Here is a 13,820-nt window from a genome sequence, read left to right on the forward strand (position 1 = left end):
GTCATCCACAGGGTCTGACGTGTCCGGGCCGCCGGCTGTACGGTCTGCACGAGTTGATGTTCGTGCGAGCGCGGGTGCGGGTTCGGGGGAGGCGGTCGACATGACCGGTATTGGTGCTGGGGAGACGGCGGGGACGGCCACGGGGGCGGCGGCGGAGCCGGCGGTCACGGAGTCGGCGGCTGCTGTCGGGTCGGCTGCGGAGCCGTCGGGTGTGGTGGCGTCGGGTGTGGTGGCGTCCGCGGGAGCGGGCGAGGCGGGCGGGCAGCCGGTGACGCGGCGGCTGCCGCCGGTGCCCGGGTTCGCCCGGTGGCCCGTCGGAGGTTCGGCGAAGGAAGAGGGCAAGGAGCTGCGCCGGCGGGTGCCGCGCAGCGCCCACGCCACCCTCGACGTGGACGCCTCCCGGCCCGGCGCGGTCGCGGCGGTGGAGGAGTCCAACCGCGGCCGGCTCCCCGAGCTGACCCCGATACGGGTGGGGCGGATGGTGGCCACGCCGTTCGCCTTCCTGCGCGGTTCCGCCGGTCTCATGGCCCACGACCTGGCCCGCACGCCCATGACCGGGATCCGCGCGCAGATCTGCGGCGACGCGCACGCGGCGAACTTCGGCCTGTACGGCGACGCGCGCGGCGGCCTGGTCATCGACCTGAACGACTTCGACGAGACGGTGGACGGCCCCTGGGAGTGGGACCTCAAGCGGCTCGCCGCATCCCTGGTGCTCGCGGGCCGGGAGGCCGGTGCGGACGAGGACACCTGCCGTCAGGCGGCGCACGACGCGGTCGGCGCCTACCGGCGCACCATGCGGCTGCTGGCCAAGCTCTCCGTCCTGGACGCGTGGAACGCCATCGCCGACGAGGAGCTCGTCTCCCACACCGACGCCCACGACCTGCTCGGCACGCTGGAGCGGGTCTCGGAGAAGGCACGGGCCAACACCAGCGGGCGGTTCGCGGCGAAGTCGACCGAGCCGGCCGCGGACGGCGGCCGCCGCTTCGTCGACGCCCCGCCGGTGCTGCGCCGCATCCCCGACGCGGAAGCCGCGATGGTGGCGTCGTCCCTGGAGCACTACCTGACCACGCTCTCCGAGGACCGCCTCCCGCTGCTGGCCCGGCACACGGTCCACGACGTGGCGTTCCGCGTCGTCGGCACGGGCAGCGTCGGCACCCGTTCGTACGTCGTGCTGCTCCTGGACCACCGCGGCGAACCGCTCGTCCTTCAGGTGAAGGAGGCCCGCCCCTCCGCGCTGGTGCCGCACCTGGCTACCGCCGGCTTCGACGTACCGGCCGTCGAGCACGAGGGCCGCCGGGTCGTCCTCGGGCAGAAGCGCATGCAGGTCGTCAGCGACATCCTGCTGGGCTGGACGTCGGTGGACGGCCGTCCCTTCCAGGTGCGGCAGTTCCGCAACCGCAAGGGCAGCGTCGACCCGGCCGCGCTCGCCGCCGACCAGGTGGACGACTACGGCCGCATGACCGGTGCCCTGCTGGCCCGCGCCCACTCCCACAGCGCCGACCCGCGCCTGATCGCCGGGTACTGCGGCAAGAACGAGGAACTGGACGAGGCGGTCGCCGCGTTCGCCGTCGCCTACGCCGACCTCACCGAGGCCGACCACGCCGACCTGCTCGCCGCGGTGCGCAACGGCCGGGTGGCGGCCGAGACGGGGGTGTGAGACGGGGGTGTGAGACGGCGGTGTGAGACGGGCGGGTGGCGGCCGAGACGGGGCGAGGCAGTGGCCTGGGACGGCACGAGGCGGGGGCGTGAGGCGGCGGCAGCGGGCCGCACGGGGGCGTCCTCCCGCGTGGCCTAGGCTGGTCGGGTGACGAGCTCGGAAGCTGATGGTGGTGGCCCCGGTGAGGCCGAGGTGACCGGTGAGAGCGGTGCGGCGCGCCCCGAGGAACGGCTGGAGCGTGCCGTACGGGCCGCCGAGCAGGCGTTGATCGAGTACGAGATCGCGGTGGAGACCTTCCGTATCGAGGTCGAGAACTTCTCCCGGCTGCATCACCAGAAGCTGGGCCCGATGTACGCCCGTCTCGACGAACTGGACGCCCAGATCCTCGAGGCCAAGGCCGCCCGCACCGGCGACCCAGAGGACCGGCGCAAGGCGGACGAGGCGCGTGCCCGGGTGATGCCGATGCCCGGCGTCGAGGAGCTGTTCCACGGCTGGATGGATGGGGAGGGACTGTTCCCGGAGGCCGCGGCGATGCTCACCGACCAGCCGGTGCGGCCGCCGCAGCGGGTACGGCCCAGCGACGAGGCCCGCAAGCTCTACCGCGAACTGGCCCGCAAGGCCCACCCGGACCTGGCGCAGGAGGACGGCGAGCGGCAGCGCCGCGAGGAGTTCATCACCCGCGTCAACGCCGCCTACGCCCTCGGCGACGAGGCCTTGCTGCGGGAACTGGCCGAGGAGTGGGCCAAGGGCCCGGCACCTGCCGAGCGCGGCCCGAGCCACAGCGAGGAGCTCTACGCCCGCCTGGAGTGGCTCGCCCAGCGCAAGGAACTGCTCACCCTGATCGCCCGTGACCTGGAGGAGGGGGCGATCGGCTCGATGCTCCGGCTGGCCCCGGACGACCCGGACCGCCTGCTGGACGAGATCGCCGAGCAACTCCTGGGCGAGGTCGCCGAGCGGGAGCGGGAGCTGGCGGCACTGCTGGGGTAGCGGCGCTGGTGGGCCGCCAGTGGCTCTGTTGAGCCGGGGCGTGGTGCGTTCGGACCGGGGCGCGGTCGGGCCGGCTCCGTTCCCGGCGGGGCGGCTGGCGCCGGCGGTCGGGTAGCGTCGGGGCATGCATTTCGGAGCTGGTGTGCCCACGATCGAGGTCGGCGACCTCAAGGACGACGACTTCCTGCTGGACGTCCGCGAGGACGACGAGTGGAAGGCGGGACACGCGCAAGGGGCGCTGCACATCCCCATCAGCGAGTTCGTGGCCCGTTACGGCGAACTGACCGAGGCCGCGCCGCAGGACGGCCGCGTCCACGTCATCTGCCGCTCCGGCGGTCGTTCGGCCCAGGTCGCGATGTACCTGGTCCAGCAGGGCGTCGACGCCGTGAACGTCGAGGGCGGCATGCAGGTGTGGGCGGCCGCGGGCCGGCCCGTCGTGACCGACGAGGGCACGCCGGGCTTCGTCCTGTAGGGCGGCGCGGGCGGTCAGCCGAGCGGGTGGGCTGCCAGCAGGTCGCCCAGGGCCTCCTCGTGTGCGGGCGCCGGGCCGAGCGACAGTTCCAGGTGCTTGGCCCAGGCGTGGTAGCGGTGCAGCGGGTAGTCGACGTCGGCCCCGAACCCGCCGTGCAGGTGCTGCGCGGTCTGCACGATCCGTCGTACGCCGTCCGACGCCCAGATCTTCGCCACGGCGACGTCGCCGGAGGCGGGCAGGGCGCCGGGCGCCCCCGAGGCGATCCGCCAGGCCGCCTGCCACAACGTGGCCTCCATCGCGCGCAGGTCGATGAAACGGTCGGCGGCCTGCACGGCCACGGCCTGAAAGGTCGCGACCGGGTGCCCGAACTGCTCCCGCGCGCCGGTGTATTCGGCGGTCATCGCGAGGACCCGCTCGCCCAGGCCGAGGGCCAGCGCGCACGTCCCGGTGGTCAGCAGTTCGCGCAGCCACTCCCACGCGCCGTCGGCCTCGACGACGTCCCGGGCCGCGATCCGCGCGGATTCCAGGCGCAGTTCGCCGAGCCGCTCGCCGGTGGTGGAGACCTGCTCGCCGATCGTGATCCCCGCCGTGTGTGCGCGGGACAGTACGGCGAGGAGGGTCCGGTCGTCGGGCGTGCGCGCGGGCACGACGATGTGGTCGGCGGTGTGGGCCCACGGCACCGCGGTCTGCGTACCGTCCAGGATCCAGGCGTCGCCGTCCCGTCGTGCGGTGACGGCGAGTTCGGCCGGGTCGTGGCCGGTGCGGCCGTTCGCGGCGACGGTCAGCACGACCTCGCCGCGGGCCGCCCGGGCGAGCAGACCGGACCTTAACTCGTCGCCCCCGTAGGCCTGGACGGCGGCCGCGGCCGCGCTGCTCTCCAGCAACGGGACCCGCGCCAGTACCTTCGCCGACTCCCGCAGCACCAGGCACATTGCGACGGCGTCCAGGCCGGCGCCGCCGTACTCCGCGTCGAGCAGCAGGCTCAGCAGATCGGCCTCGGCGAGCCTGGCCCACAGAGCGCGGTCGAAGTCGTCTGCGACGGCGCCCGCGACGAGTGACGGGCTGGGCACCGCGTCGGGCGCGACGCCGGCGAACACCCCGCGTGCCGCCTCGGCCGCCGCCTGCTGCTCCTCGGTGAAGGTGAAGTCCACGGTCCTGTCCTTCCGGCCGGATCCGCTCAGCCGAAGCTGATCTGACGGGCCGTCAAGATAGAACAGGTTCTAGGAGAAGGGAACGGCGACGCCCCCGCTCCGTCTCATCGGTCGAAGTCCAGCTCCACCTTCTCCGTCACCGGATGCGACTGGCAGGCCAGCACGTATCCCGCCTCGGTCTCCTCCTTCTCCAGCGCGAAGTTGCGGTTCATGCGGACTTCGCCCGAGACCAGGAAGGCCCGGCAGGTGCCGCACACACCGCCCTTGCAGGCGTAGGGCGCGTCGGGCCGGTTGCGCAGCACGGTCTCCAGCAGCGACTCGCCGTCCTCGACGGGCCAGGTCCCGCCACGGCCGTCGAGCCGGGCGGTCACCATGCTGTGCGCGGGGGCGGGAACGGGCCTGGCGGGGGCGACCGAGTCCACGTGGAAGATCTCCTCGTGGATCCGGCCCCGGGGGACGCCGAGGTCCCGCAGCGCCTGCTCGGCGCCCTGCACCAGTCCGAACGGCCCGCACAGGAACCACCCGGCGACGTCCTCCACCGGCAGCAGCGCCGGCAGCAGGGAGGTCAGCCGCTCCCGGTCGAGCCGCCCGGACGGCAGCCCGGCCTGCTGCTCCTCCCGGGACAGCACCGTCACCAGCTGCAGCCGCTCGGGGTACCGGTCCTTCAGGTCGGCGACCTCGTCCAGGAACATCGTGGAGGCCGTCGTACGGTCGCCGCGTATCAGGCAGAACCGGGCCGCCGGCTCGCGCTCGAGCAGCGTCGAGACGATCGACAGCACCGGGGTGATGCCGCTGCCGCCGACGATCGCCGCGTACCGGCCGGGAGCGGGCCGGAGGGTGAAGCGCCCCGCCGGTGTCATCACCTCCACCTCGTCGCCGACGCCGAGCTCCTTCAGGGCGTACGTCGAGAACGCGCCGCCCTCCACCAGACGCACCCCGACCCGCAGTTCCCGCGGCCCCTCGGCGTCCGGTGCCGGGGAGCAGATCGAGTACGTGCGCCGTATCTCCCGGCCGTCGACGGTGCGCCGCAGGGCGAGGTGCTGACCGGGGGCGTGCCGGTAGTCCTGCCTCAGCTCGGGGGGCACGGCGAGGGTGAGGGCCACGGAGTCGTCGGTGAGCCGGTCGACCGCCGCCACCCGGAGCGCGTGGAAGCGGGCCATCACAACTCCTTGAAGTGGTCGAACGGTTCACGGCAGGCGAGGCAGCGCCGCAGTGCCTTGCACGCGGTGGAGGAGAACCGGCTCAGCAGCTCGGTGTCGGCGCTGCCGCAGTGCGGGCAGCGGACGGGCTCCTCGCCCGCGTCGCGGGCCCGGACCGGCCCGAGGGAGACGGCCACCGGGCCGGACTCCCGCCGCGTACGGGGCGGGGCGATGCCGAACTCCCGCAGCTTGCGCCGCCCTTCGGCGCTGATGTCGTCGGTCGACCAGGCGGGCCGCAGCACCTTGCGGACGGTGACCTCGCGCACGCCGTGCGCGTGCAGCGCCCGCTCTATGTCCAGGCACATCGCCTCGACGGCAGGGCAGCCGGTGTACGTGGGGGTCAGCTCGACGTCGACCGAGTCCGCGCCGCGCACGTGCACCGCGCGCACCACGCCCAGCTCCCCGAGGGTGAGCACGGGCAGCTCGGGGTCGGGCACCGACCCGGCGATCTCCAGCAGCTCCGCCTCCAGCGGGGTGGCCGTCACCATGACGCCCCCGGGTGGCTGCGGTGCAGGTGCTGCATCTCGGCCAGCATCCGGCCGAAGGACTCGGTGTGCAGGCCCTGGCGGCCCGCCCCAGCAGTCCACGCCCCGGACCTCGGCCCCTCGGGCACCGTCAGGGTCGCCCGGCGCAGCACGTCCCCGACGGACTCCAGCCAGGCCGACTCCATGCCCGCCAGGTCGACGTCCAGCCCGTCCACCGGCTGGAACATCTCGCCGGTGAACCGCCACAGGGCCGCGCACGCCCGCCGCATCCGCTCGTGGCTGACCTCGGTGCCGTCGCCCAGCCGCAGCGTCCACTGCTCGGCGTGGTCGCGGTGGTAGGCGACCTCCTTGACGGCCTTCGCGGCCAGGCCGGCGAAGGGGCCGTCCCCGTCGGCCAGTTCGGCGTACAGCAGGTGCTGGTAGGTGGAGAAGTACAGCTGGCGGGCGATGGTGTGGGCGAAGTCGCCGTTCGGCTGCTCGACGAGCTGGAGGTTGGTGAAGGCGCGCTCCTCGCGCAGGTAGGCCAGCTCGTCCTCGTCGCCTGCCATCGACAGCAGCAGGCGGGCCTGGCCGAGCAGATCGAGGGCGATGTTGGCGAGGGCGACCTCCTCCTCCAGGACGGGGGCGTGGCCCGCCCACTCGCCCAGGCGGTGGGAGAGCACCAGCGCGTCGTCGCCCAGGGCGAGCGCGGCCGCCGAGGGGACCGGGGTCTGTGCGGGCGCCGGGGCCGGGGTCGTCTGCGGAGCGGTCACAGGTGCTTCACCCCCTCCGGGATGTCGTAGAAGGTCGGATGCCGGTACGGCTTGTCGGCGGCCGGTTCGAAGAACGGGTCCTTCTCGTCGGGGGAGGACGCCGTGATCGCGGACGAGGGCACGACCCAGATCGACACGCCCTCGCCGCGGCGGGTGTACAGGTCGCGGGCGTTTCGCAGGGCGAGCTCCGCGTCGGGGGCGTGCAGGCTGCCCGCGTGGGTGTGCGCGAGGCCTCGGCGCGAGCGCACGAAGACCTCCCACAGGGGCCAGTCGGTGTTCGTCATGCTCGCTCCGCTCCGTCGCCGCCGGTGTGCTTGGCCGCGTACGCCGCGGCCGCCTCCCTGACCCAGGCGCCCTCCTCGTGGGCCCGCCTGCGCTGGGTCATCCGCTGTTCATTGCACGGGCCGTTGCCCTTGAGGACCTCCCGGAACTCCGTCCAGTCGATCGGACCGAAGTCGTGGTGCCCCCGCTCCTCGTTCCACTTCAGGTCCGGGTCGGGGAGCGTGAGGCCGAGGGACTCGGCCTGGGGGACGCAGATGTCGACGAAGCGCTGGCGCAGCTCGTCGTTCGAGTGCCGCTTGATCTTCCACGCCATCGACTGCGCCGAGTGCGCCGACTCGTCGTCGGGCGGGCCGAACATCATCAGCGACGGCCACCACCAGCGGTTCACCGCGTCCTGCGCCATCGCGTGCTGCGCCGGGGTGCCGCGGCTGAGGGCGAGCAGCAGCTCGTAGCCCTGGCGCTGGTGGAAGGACTCCTCCTTGCAGACGCGGACCATCGCGCGGGCGTACGGGCCGTAGGAGCAGCGGCACAGCGGCACCTGGTTGGTGATCGCGGCACCGTCCACCAGCCAGCCGATCGCGCCCACGTCCGCCCAGGTCAGCGTGGGGTAGTTGAAGATAGAGGAGTACTTCTGGCGGCCGGAGTGGAGCTTGTCGAGCAGCTCATCGCGGCTGGTGCCCAGCGTCTCCGCCGCGCTGTAGAGGTACAGCCCGTGTCCCGCCTCGTCCTGGACCTTGGCCATCAGGATGGCCTTGCGGCGCAGCGAGGGCGCGCGGGTGATCCAGTTCGCCTCCGGCTGCATGCCGATGATCTCGGAGTGGGCGTGCTGGGCGATCTGGCGGACGAGCGTCGTGCGATAGGCGTCGGGCATCCAGTCGCGCGGCTCGATGCGCTCGTCGGCAGCCACGGCGGCGTCGAAGGCGCGCTCGTACGCATCGGTGCCGGCGGTCTTCTCCTCGGTGCCGTACGTCTGGTGCGCGGCTGCTGTCGCCATTTGAGGTCCCCCTCGACCTGGACTCTGCCGGAACTGGCTCCCGACCGATCGTTCGGTCCGTGCGATTCCATGGTGGGTCGGCCGCCGTGAGGTGTCAACCACTGTGGAAAACGTGCGGCGCACCCTGTGGATCCTGTGGACAACCGCGACGGTCCGCCCCCGGCCCGTCGTCCGGGGCGCCGGTGGGCGGGTGTGGCCACGGCCACGTGGAGATCTCCCGACAAGGCTGTGCCGGGTGCCCGGGCCTGAGTACCGTTCCGTGCGAGTGCCGCGGAGCCGGTGCCGCAGGCGGCGGAACGCCGCGCGGCCGGAGGCCGGACGGCTACCGCGATCGGAAGACGGGGCGCAATGGACGCGTACGACGCAGGCTCCCAGGCCCGGCACGGGCCCGGCGAGCCCGGCGAGCCTGGAGGGCCCGGCGAGCCTGGAGGGCCCGGCGAGCCCGAGGCGCTGGACGGGTCCGCTGGGTTCGACGGGTCCGCTGGGTCTGGCGAGCCCACTGGGGCTGGACGGTCCGGCGGGCTCGATGAGTCCGGTGCGTCGGAGACCGATGGGCGCGGTGCCTCGGAGGCCGATGGGCCGATCGGCGCCTCGGAGTCCGGTGCGCCCGGCCGTGTCTCCGAGGCCGGCCGACCGGGCGGTTCGTCCGAGCCGAGCCGGCCCCCCGGCACCGACGGCTCCGGCGCGGCTGACGAGCCGGAGGATGCGGTCTCGGCCGCGTCTGGCCGGGCTGCCGAGCCCGAGGCCCCGGTGTCGGCCCCGGTCGACCGGGCTGCCGAGCCGCAGGGGCCGCAGGAGCCGCAGGAACCTCACCAACCGTACGAACCGCAAGAACCGCAAGAACCTCAGCAGCCGCAGGATTCCCGGTCCAGCGTCCTGCCGGGCCCCGTGGCTCCCCGTACCGGCGTCGCCGCTCTCGGGCTGCGTTGTCAGATAGCCGCGGCCGTGGCCCTCGCGGTCGTCGCGGTCGCCGTCTGCGTGCATCTCGGCATGGTCTTCCTGCACGTCGCTCCCTCGAACACGCTCACCAAGCAGCACGGGAAGGCGATAGACGACTGGATCTACCCGGAGTTCGAGCAGAACTGGAAGCTCTTCGCGCCGAACCCGCTCCAGCAGAACATCGCCGTGCAGGTCCGCGCGGACGTCAGCACCGGCGACGGGAGCGTGCGGACCACCGGCTGGTACGACCTGTCCGCGCAGGACGGCCGCGCCATCGACGGCAACCCGCTGCCCAGCCACACCCAGCAGAACGAGCTGCGCAGGGCCTGGGACTTCTTCGTCGCCACCCATGACGGCCAGAACCGCTCGACCGGCCTGCGCGGGGCCCTGTCCGAGACGTATCTGAGGCGCATCGTGGCGCTGCGCCTGGAGCGGGAGGACGCGGCCGGCCAGGGCGGCGTCGTCGAGCGTGTCCAGGTCCGTTCCCGGACCATGGACGTCCCGCCGCCGAAGTGGAGCGGGGAGAAGGTGGCCGTCCGGCCGGTGTATCGCGTGCTGCCGTGGTGGTCCCTCAAGTCCTCCGAGACCGGGGGAGGCGCAGAGTGAACCGCTTCGCGCTGTCGGTGTCCGCAGGCATCGCCCGTGTCACCGAGTCCGCGCTCGGCCCGTACCAGAGCGCCGTGATCCGCATCGGCTTCAGCACGACCTGGCTGCTCTTCCTGCTGCGCGAGTTCCCCCACCGCCGGGAGCTGTACGGTCCCGACGGGCCGTGGAGCTGGGACCTGGCCCAGCAGCTGATCTCGGTCAACCACGCCTTCACGGCGCTGATGTGGTCCGACAGTGCCGTCTGGTTCGAGATCGTCTACGCCGTCGCCGTGCTGTCGAGCGTCCTGCTGCTGCTCGGCTGGCGCACGCGTGCGATGTCCGTGGTGTTCATGGTCGGCGTGCTGTCGCTGCAGAACCGCAGCGTGTTCATGGGCGACGGCGGCGACAACGTCCTGCACCTGATGTCGGTCTACCTCGTCTTCACGCGCTGCGGCCGGGTGTGGTCGCTGGACGCCCGACGGGCACGGCGCGCCGGCGAGGCACACGCGCGTGGGGAGCGGGTCGCCGATCCGGCGGGCCCCGTCCTGTGGGGCGTGCTCGGGTTCGTGCTGGTCGCGGTGACCGCCGGCGGCCGGTTCCACGGCGTCGATCCGACGGTGCCGGTGATCCTGTGGACGGTGTGGCCGGCGTCGGCCCTGTACTGGGCCGTAGTCCGCCGTGCGAGGAGCGACCAGCCGCGGATCCTGCTGGACGTCGTCGGCAACATCGTGCACAACGGCGCGCTGCTCGTGATCATGGCCGAGGCCTGTCTGATCTACGCCACGGCGGGCTGGTACAAGATCCAGGGGTCGCGCTGGCAGGACGGCACCGCGGTCTACTACCCGCTCCACCTCGACTACTTCTCGCCCTGGCCCGCCCTCGCCGACGCGCTGTCGGCCGGCGGCACGATGGTGATGCTGGTGACGTACGGGACGGTCGTCGCGCAGGTCGCCTTCCCGTTCACGCTGTTCAACCGGCGGGTCAAGAACGTTCTGCTGGTGGGCATGATGACCGAGCACGCGGTGATCGCCGTGGTGCTGGGGCTGCCGTTCTTCTCGCTGGCGATGATCGCGGCGGACTCCGTCTTCCTGCCGACCTCGTTCCTGCGCAGGCTGGGCGGATGGGCGGCACGCGCGCGTGGACGCGTGCTTCGGCGCGACGCCCGTACGGCGCCGACCGAGTCGGGCGCCGTGGACGGCTCCGGGCGCCCGCACGCGGGGCCGGCGGGGTCGGCGGTGCCGGCAGACGGGGAAGCGGCCAAGGGCATTCCCCGGCCACGCGCAGGCGGGGTGGACGACGACGTGGCCACACACCGGCCCTGACGGCCGGCCCCCGCACCGGCCCTGACGCTCGGCCCCCGCACCGGCCCTGACCGTCGGCCCCCGCCGCGTCCGCACGTGGGCCCGCGTAGCCACGGCCCGTGTCGGCCCCCCCGCCCGCGCCCGCACACGGGCCCGCGTCGCCCCCGCCGCGCCCGCGCGTAGGCTTCACGCCATGACCGATCCGGCCGCCCCCGACCCCCTGCGCACCTGGCACCGGCTCGCCGACGCCTGCGTTCTGCTCGACGGCTTCCACGCCCTCAAGCACGCCGTGCGTTTCGGTGCCGAGGTGCCGGTGGCGGTCGCCGTCGACCGGCGGGCGGTGCTGGCGCTGGCCGACGAACTCGCCCCCGACGTGCGGCCCACGCTGGCCGCGCTGGTGGCCGAGGTACCCGAGCCGGCGTACCGCGGCCTTGTGCCCCGGCCGCATCCGACCGGGGTCGCCGCCCTGGCGGTACGTCCGTCCCGTGAGGCCAACCTGGCGAGGTTGACGCGGACGCCGCGCACCGCCCCGGTCGTCGTCCTGGACAATCCGCGCAACCTCGGCAACGCGGGGGCCGTGATCAGGCTGGCCGCCGGGTTCGGGGCGACCGGTGTCGTCACCACCGGCACGCTCGACCCCTGGCATCCCACGGTGGTGCGCGGCGGGGCCGGCCTGCACTTCGCGACCGCCGTGGAACGGCTGACCGTCGGCGAACTGCCCGCCGGACCGGTGTTCGCGCTGGACCCGGAGGGCGAGGACGTCCGGGGTGTGAAGCTCCCGGACGACGCCGTCCTCGCCTTCGGCTCGGAGCGCAGCGGGCTGTCCCGGGAGCTGCGCTCGCGTGCCGATCACCTGCTCGCCCTGCCGATGCGCCCGCAGGTCTCCAGCTACAACCTCGCCACCAGCGTGGCCATGACGCTGTACCACTGGAGCGCGGGCGCCGGCCAGCCTGCCTGACCCGCCGAGCCGGAATGTCCCACCGGGCCGACCTGCCCCACCGGGCCGACCTGCCCCACCGGGCCGACCTGCCCCACCGGGCCGACCTGCCCCACCGGGCCGACCTGCCCCACCGGGCCGACCTGACCCGCCGAGCCGGAGTGCCCCACCGAGCCGGGCCGGGCCGGCCTGCCCCACCGGGCCGAGCCGGCCAGCTTTCCCCGCCGGGTCCGCCGGGCCTACGCCTCCCGGCGCACCTCCACCACCCGGAAGCGGTTGGCGACGAACGCCCCGTCGGTGAGCGCCGCGTTCGCCGCCGGGTTGCCGCCCGAGCCGTGGAAGTCGGAGAAGGCGGCCGTCTGGTTGACGTACACCCCGCCGGTGAGGTTGAGGGAGAGCTGGGCCGCCTCCTCCAGGCACACCTCCTGGATCGCCTGCTCGGCCTCGGCGTCGGTGGTGTAGGCGCCGACCGTCATCGCGCCCTTCTCGCGGATCGTGCGCCGCAGCAGCTCCACCGCGTCGGCCGTGGAGTCGACCGCGACGGCGAAGGAGACGGGGCCGAAGCACTCGCTCATGCAGACGGCCTGGGCGTCCGGCTTGGCGCCGTCCAGGCGGACGATCACCGGCGTCCGCACCACCGCGTCCGGGAACTCCGGGTTGCTCACCTCACGGGAGGCCAGGGCGACCTCGCCCAGGCCCGCGGCCGCCTCCAGGCGCGCCTTGACGTCGGGGTTGACGATGGCGCCGAGCAGGGCGTTCGCGCGCGCATCGTCGCCGAGCAGGCCGTCGACCGAGCGGGCGAGGTCGGCGACCACCTCGTCGAAGGTCTTCGGGCCCTCGTCGGTGCGGATGCCGTCCCGCGGGATCAGCAGGTTCTGCGGGGTGGTGCACATCTGGCCGCTGTAGAGGGAGAGCGAGAAGGCCAGGTTGGAGAGCATCCCCTTGTAGTCACCAGTGGAGTCCACGACGACCGTGTTGACGCCGGCCTTCTCGGTGTAGACCTGCGCCTGGCGGGCGTTGGCCTCCAGCCAGTCGCCGAAGGACGTCGAACCGGTGTAGTCGATGATCTTGATCTCGGGTCGGGTGGCGAGCGTCCTGGCGATGCCCTCGCCGGGCCGTTCCGCGGCCAGCGCCACCAGATTGGGGTCGAATCCGGTCTCGGCGAGCACCTGGCGGGCGACCTGCACGGTGAGCGCGAGCGGCAGCACCGCGCGCGGGTGGGGCTTGACCAGGACCGCGTTGCCGGTGGCCAGCGAGGCGAACAGGCCCGGGTACCCGTTCCACGTCGGGAAGGTGTTGCAGCCGATGACCAGGGCGGTGCCCCGGGGCACCGGGACGAACTGCTTGGTGAGCGCGAGCGGGTCGCGCTTGCCCTGGGGCTTGGTCCACTCCGCCGCGTCCGGGGTGCGGACCTGCTCCACGTAGGCGTACGCCACCGCCTCCAGGCCGCGGTCCTGGGCGTGCGGGCCGCCCGCCTGGAAGGCCATCATGAAGGCCTGGCCGGAGGTGTGCATGACGGCGTGCGCGAACTCGTGCGTCCGGTCGCTGATCCGCTTGAGGATCTCCATGCAGACCACCGCGCGCATCTCCGCGCCCGCGTTCCGCCAGGCCCGCTGACCGGCCCGCATCGCGGGCAGCAGCACGTCGAGGTCGGCGTGCGGGTACTCGACCCCCAGCTCGATGCCGTACGGCGAGACCTCGCCGCCGACCCAGTCGTCCGTGCCGGGCTGGCCGAGGTCGAGACGGGTGCCGAGCAGCGCGTCGAAGGCGGCCTTGCCCGCCGCCATGTCCAGGCTGCCGTTCTCGCCGTAGGCCTTGGGGTGCTCGGGGTGCGGGGACCAGTACGCGCGCGTGCGGATCGCGTCCAGCGCCCGGTCGAGGGTGGGCCGGTGCTGGGCGATCAGCTCGTGCGCGGTCAGTTCGGCGGCCATGCGGGACCAACTCCTCGTCTTGTGAACTCTCCGTTGAGCTCATGACCTGGGCAGAAACATGGGCGGGACGGTGCCGCGAGAGTTAGAGTAACCGAACGATCGGTCGGGACAAGGGGGCCTGCCGCATCTGTGGAAAACCCCGTGCGGG

Annotated in this window: 13 protein-coding genes; 6 read left to right on the forward strand and 7 right to left on the reverse strand. The window is 73.4% G+C overall.

All coding sequences use genetic code 11. The features are described 5' to 3' along the window. The first annotated feature begins 100 nt into the window (after window positions 1-100). The 3 genes from ACZ5GT_RS00600 (at window position 101) to ACZ5GT_RS00610 (ending at window position 3,116) form a co-directional block, all read left to right on the forward strand. Window positions 101-1,657: a DUF2252 domain-containing protein gene (locus ACZ5GT_RS00600; RefSeq protein ID WP_469011989.1), complete on the forward strand. Its 1,557-nt coding sequence runs from the start codon at window positions 101-103 to the stop codon at window positions 1,655-1,657. Between the two features lie 147 nt (window positions 1,658-1,804). Continuing rightward, on the forward strand, window positions 1,805-2,644 hold the full coding sequence (locus tag ACZ5GT_RS00605; RefSeq protein ID WP_469011990.1) for a hypothetical protein: 840 nt from the start codon (window positions 1,805-1,807) through the stop codon (window positions 2,642-2,644). Window positions 2,645-2,786: 142 nt separating this feature from the next. Then, the gene (locus ACZ5GT_RS00610) at window positions 2,787-3,116 is read left to right on the forward strand and encodes a rhodanese-like domain-containing protein (RefSeq protein ID WP_469012426.1); all 330 of its coding nucleotides are present in this window, start codon (window positions 2,787-2,789) and stop codon (window positions 3,114-3,116) included. A 14-nt stretch (window positions 3,117-3,130) separates the two neighbouring features. On the opposite strand, the gene ACZ5GT_RS00615 is transcribed toward ACZ5GT_RS00610, so the two are convergent. The 6 genes from ACZ5GT_RS00615 to paaA all read right to left on the reverse strand — a co-directional run bounded on the left by ACZ5GT_RS00615 (window position 3,131) and on the right by paaA (window position 7,979). After that, on the reverse strand, window positions 3,131-4,267 hold the full coding sequence (locus ACZ5GT_RS00615) for an acyl-CoA dehydrogenase family protein (RefSeq protein ID WP_469011992.1): 1,137 nt from the start codon (window positions 4,265-4,267) through the stop codon (window positions 3,131-3,133). 104 nt (window positions 4,268-4,371) lie between these two features. Continuing rightward, complete coding sequence (locus ACZ5GT_RS00620) at window positions 4,372-5,427, reverse strand: 2Fe-2S iron-sulfur cluster-binding protein (RefSeq protein WP_469011994.1); 1,056 nt, start codon at window positions 5,425-5,427, stop codon at window positions 4,372-4,374. Further along, entirely contained in the window at window positions 5,427-5,954 is a 528-nt protein-coding gene (paaD, locus tag ACZ5GT_RS00625) for a 1,2-phenylacetyl-CoA epoxidase subunit PaaD (protein ID WP_469011995.1), read from the reverse strand. The genes ACZ5GT_RS00620 and paaD overlap by 1 nt, the downstream gene beginning before the upstream one ends. Continuing rightward, a complete protein-coding gene (gene paaC, locus ACZ5GT_RS00630; protein ID WP_469011997.1) occupies window positions 5,948-6,703 on the reverse strand; it encodes a 1,2-phenylacetyl-CoA epoxidase subunit PaaC in 756 nt (251 codons plus the stop codon). The genes paaD and paaC overlap by 7 nt, the downstream gene beginning before the upstream one ends. Further along, window positions 6,700-6,987 (reverse strand): 1,2-phenylacetyl-CoA epoxidase subunit PaaB, encoded by a 288-nt coding sequence (paaB, locus tag ACZ5GT_RS00635; protein ID WP_469011998.1) that lies wholly within the window; start codon window positions 6,985-6,987, stop codon window positions 6,700-6,702. Before paaB ends, paaC begins: the two co-directional genes overlap by 4 nt. Beyond that, window positions 6,984-7,979 carry a 1,2-phenylacetyl-CoA epoxidase subunit PaaA gene (gene paaA, locus ACZ5GT_RS00640; protein ID WP_469011999.1) on the reverse strand — a complete coding sequence of 332 codons (996 nt, stop codon included), beginning with the start codon at window positions 7,977-7,979 and terminating at the stop codon, window positions 6,984-6,986. The genes paaB and paaA overlap by 4 nt, the downstream gene beginning before the upstream one ends. 750 nt (window positions 7,980-8,729) lie before the next feature. On the opposite strand from paaA, the gene ACZ5GT_RS00645 reads away from it, so the two are divergent. The 3 genes from ACZ5GT_RS00645 to ACZ5GT_RS00655 all read left to right on the forward strand — a co-directional run bounded on the left by ACZ5GT_RS00645 (window position 8,730) and on the right by ACZ5GT_RS00655 (window position 11,762). Beyond that, window positions 8,730-9,524: a DUF5819 family protein gene (locus ACZ5GT_RS00645; RefSeq protein ID WP_469012001.1), complete on the forward strand. Its 795-nt coding sequence runs from the start codon at window positions 8,730-8,732 to the stop codon at window positions 9,522-9,524. Further along, window positions 9,521-10,825: an HTTM domain-containing protein gene (locus tag ACZ5GT_RS00650; RefSeq protein ID WP_469012002.1), complete on the forward strand. Its 1,305-nt coding sequence runs from the start codon at window positions 9,521-9,523 to the stop codon at window positions 10,823-10,825. The genes ACZ5GT_RS00645 and ACZ5GT_RS00650 overlap by 4 nt, the downstream gene beginning before the upstream one ends. A 172-nt stretch (window positions 10,826-10,997) precedes the next feature. Next, entirely contained in the window at window positions 10,998-11,762 is a 765-nt protein-coding gene (locus ACZ5GT_RS00655; protein ID WP_469012003.1) for a TrmH family RNA methyltransferase, read from the forward strand. A 218-nt stretch (window positions 11,763-11,980) separates the two neighbouring features. Here ACZ5GT_RS00655 and paaN read toward each other — a convergent pair whose 3' ends face one another. After that, window positions 11,981-13,672 carry a phenylacetic acid degradation protein PaaN gene (gene paaN, locus ACZ5GT_RS00660; RefSeq protein ID WP_469012004.1) on the reverse strand — a complete coding sequence of 564 codons (1,692 nt, stop codon included), beginning with the start codon at window positions 13,670-13,672 and terminating at the stop codon, window positions 11,981-11,983. Window positions 13,673-13,820: the final 148 nt, after the last annotated feature.

The organism is Streptomyces sp. NPDC031340 (assembly GCF_055569945.1).

What these genes read in the sequence shown, in the direction of transcription:
- ACZ5GT_RS00600 (WP_469011989.1), top strand. Translation starts at nt 101, where the DNA reads ATGACCGGTATTGGTGCTGGGGAGACGGCGGGGACGGCCACGGGGGCG.
- ACZ5GT_RS00620 (WP_469011994.1), bottom strand. Translation starts at nt 5,427, where the DNA reads ATGGCCCGCTTCCACGCGCTCCGGGTGGCGGCGGTCGACCGGCTCACC.
- paaD (WP_469011995.1), bottom strand. Translation starts at nt 5,954, where the DNA reads ATGGTGACGGCCACCCCGCTGGAGGCGGAGCTGCTGGAGATCGCCGGG.
- paaB (WP_469011998.1), bottom strand. Translation starts at nt 6,987, where the DNA reads ATGACGAACACCGACTGGCCCCTGTGGGAGGTCTTCGTGCGCTCGCGC.
- paaA (WP_469011999.1), bottom strand. Translation starts at nt 7,979, where the DNA reads ATGGCGACAGCAGCCGCGCACCAGACGTACGGCACCGAGGAGAAGACC.
- ACZ5GT_RS00655 (WP_469012003.1), top strand. Translation starts at nt 10,998, where the DNA reads ATGACCGATCCGGCCGCCCCCGACCCCCTGCGCACCTGGCACCGGCTC.
- paaN (WP_469012004.1), bottom strand. Translation starts at nt 13,672, where the DNA reads ATGGCCGCCGAACTGACCGCGCACGAGCTGATCGCCCAGCACCGGCCC.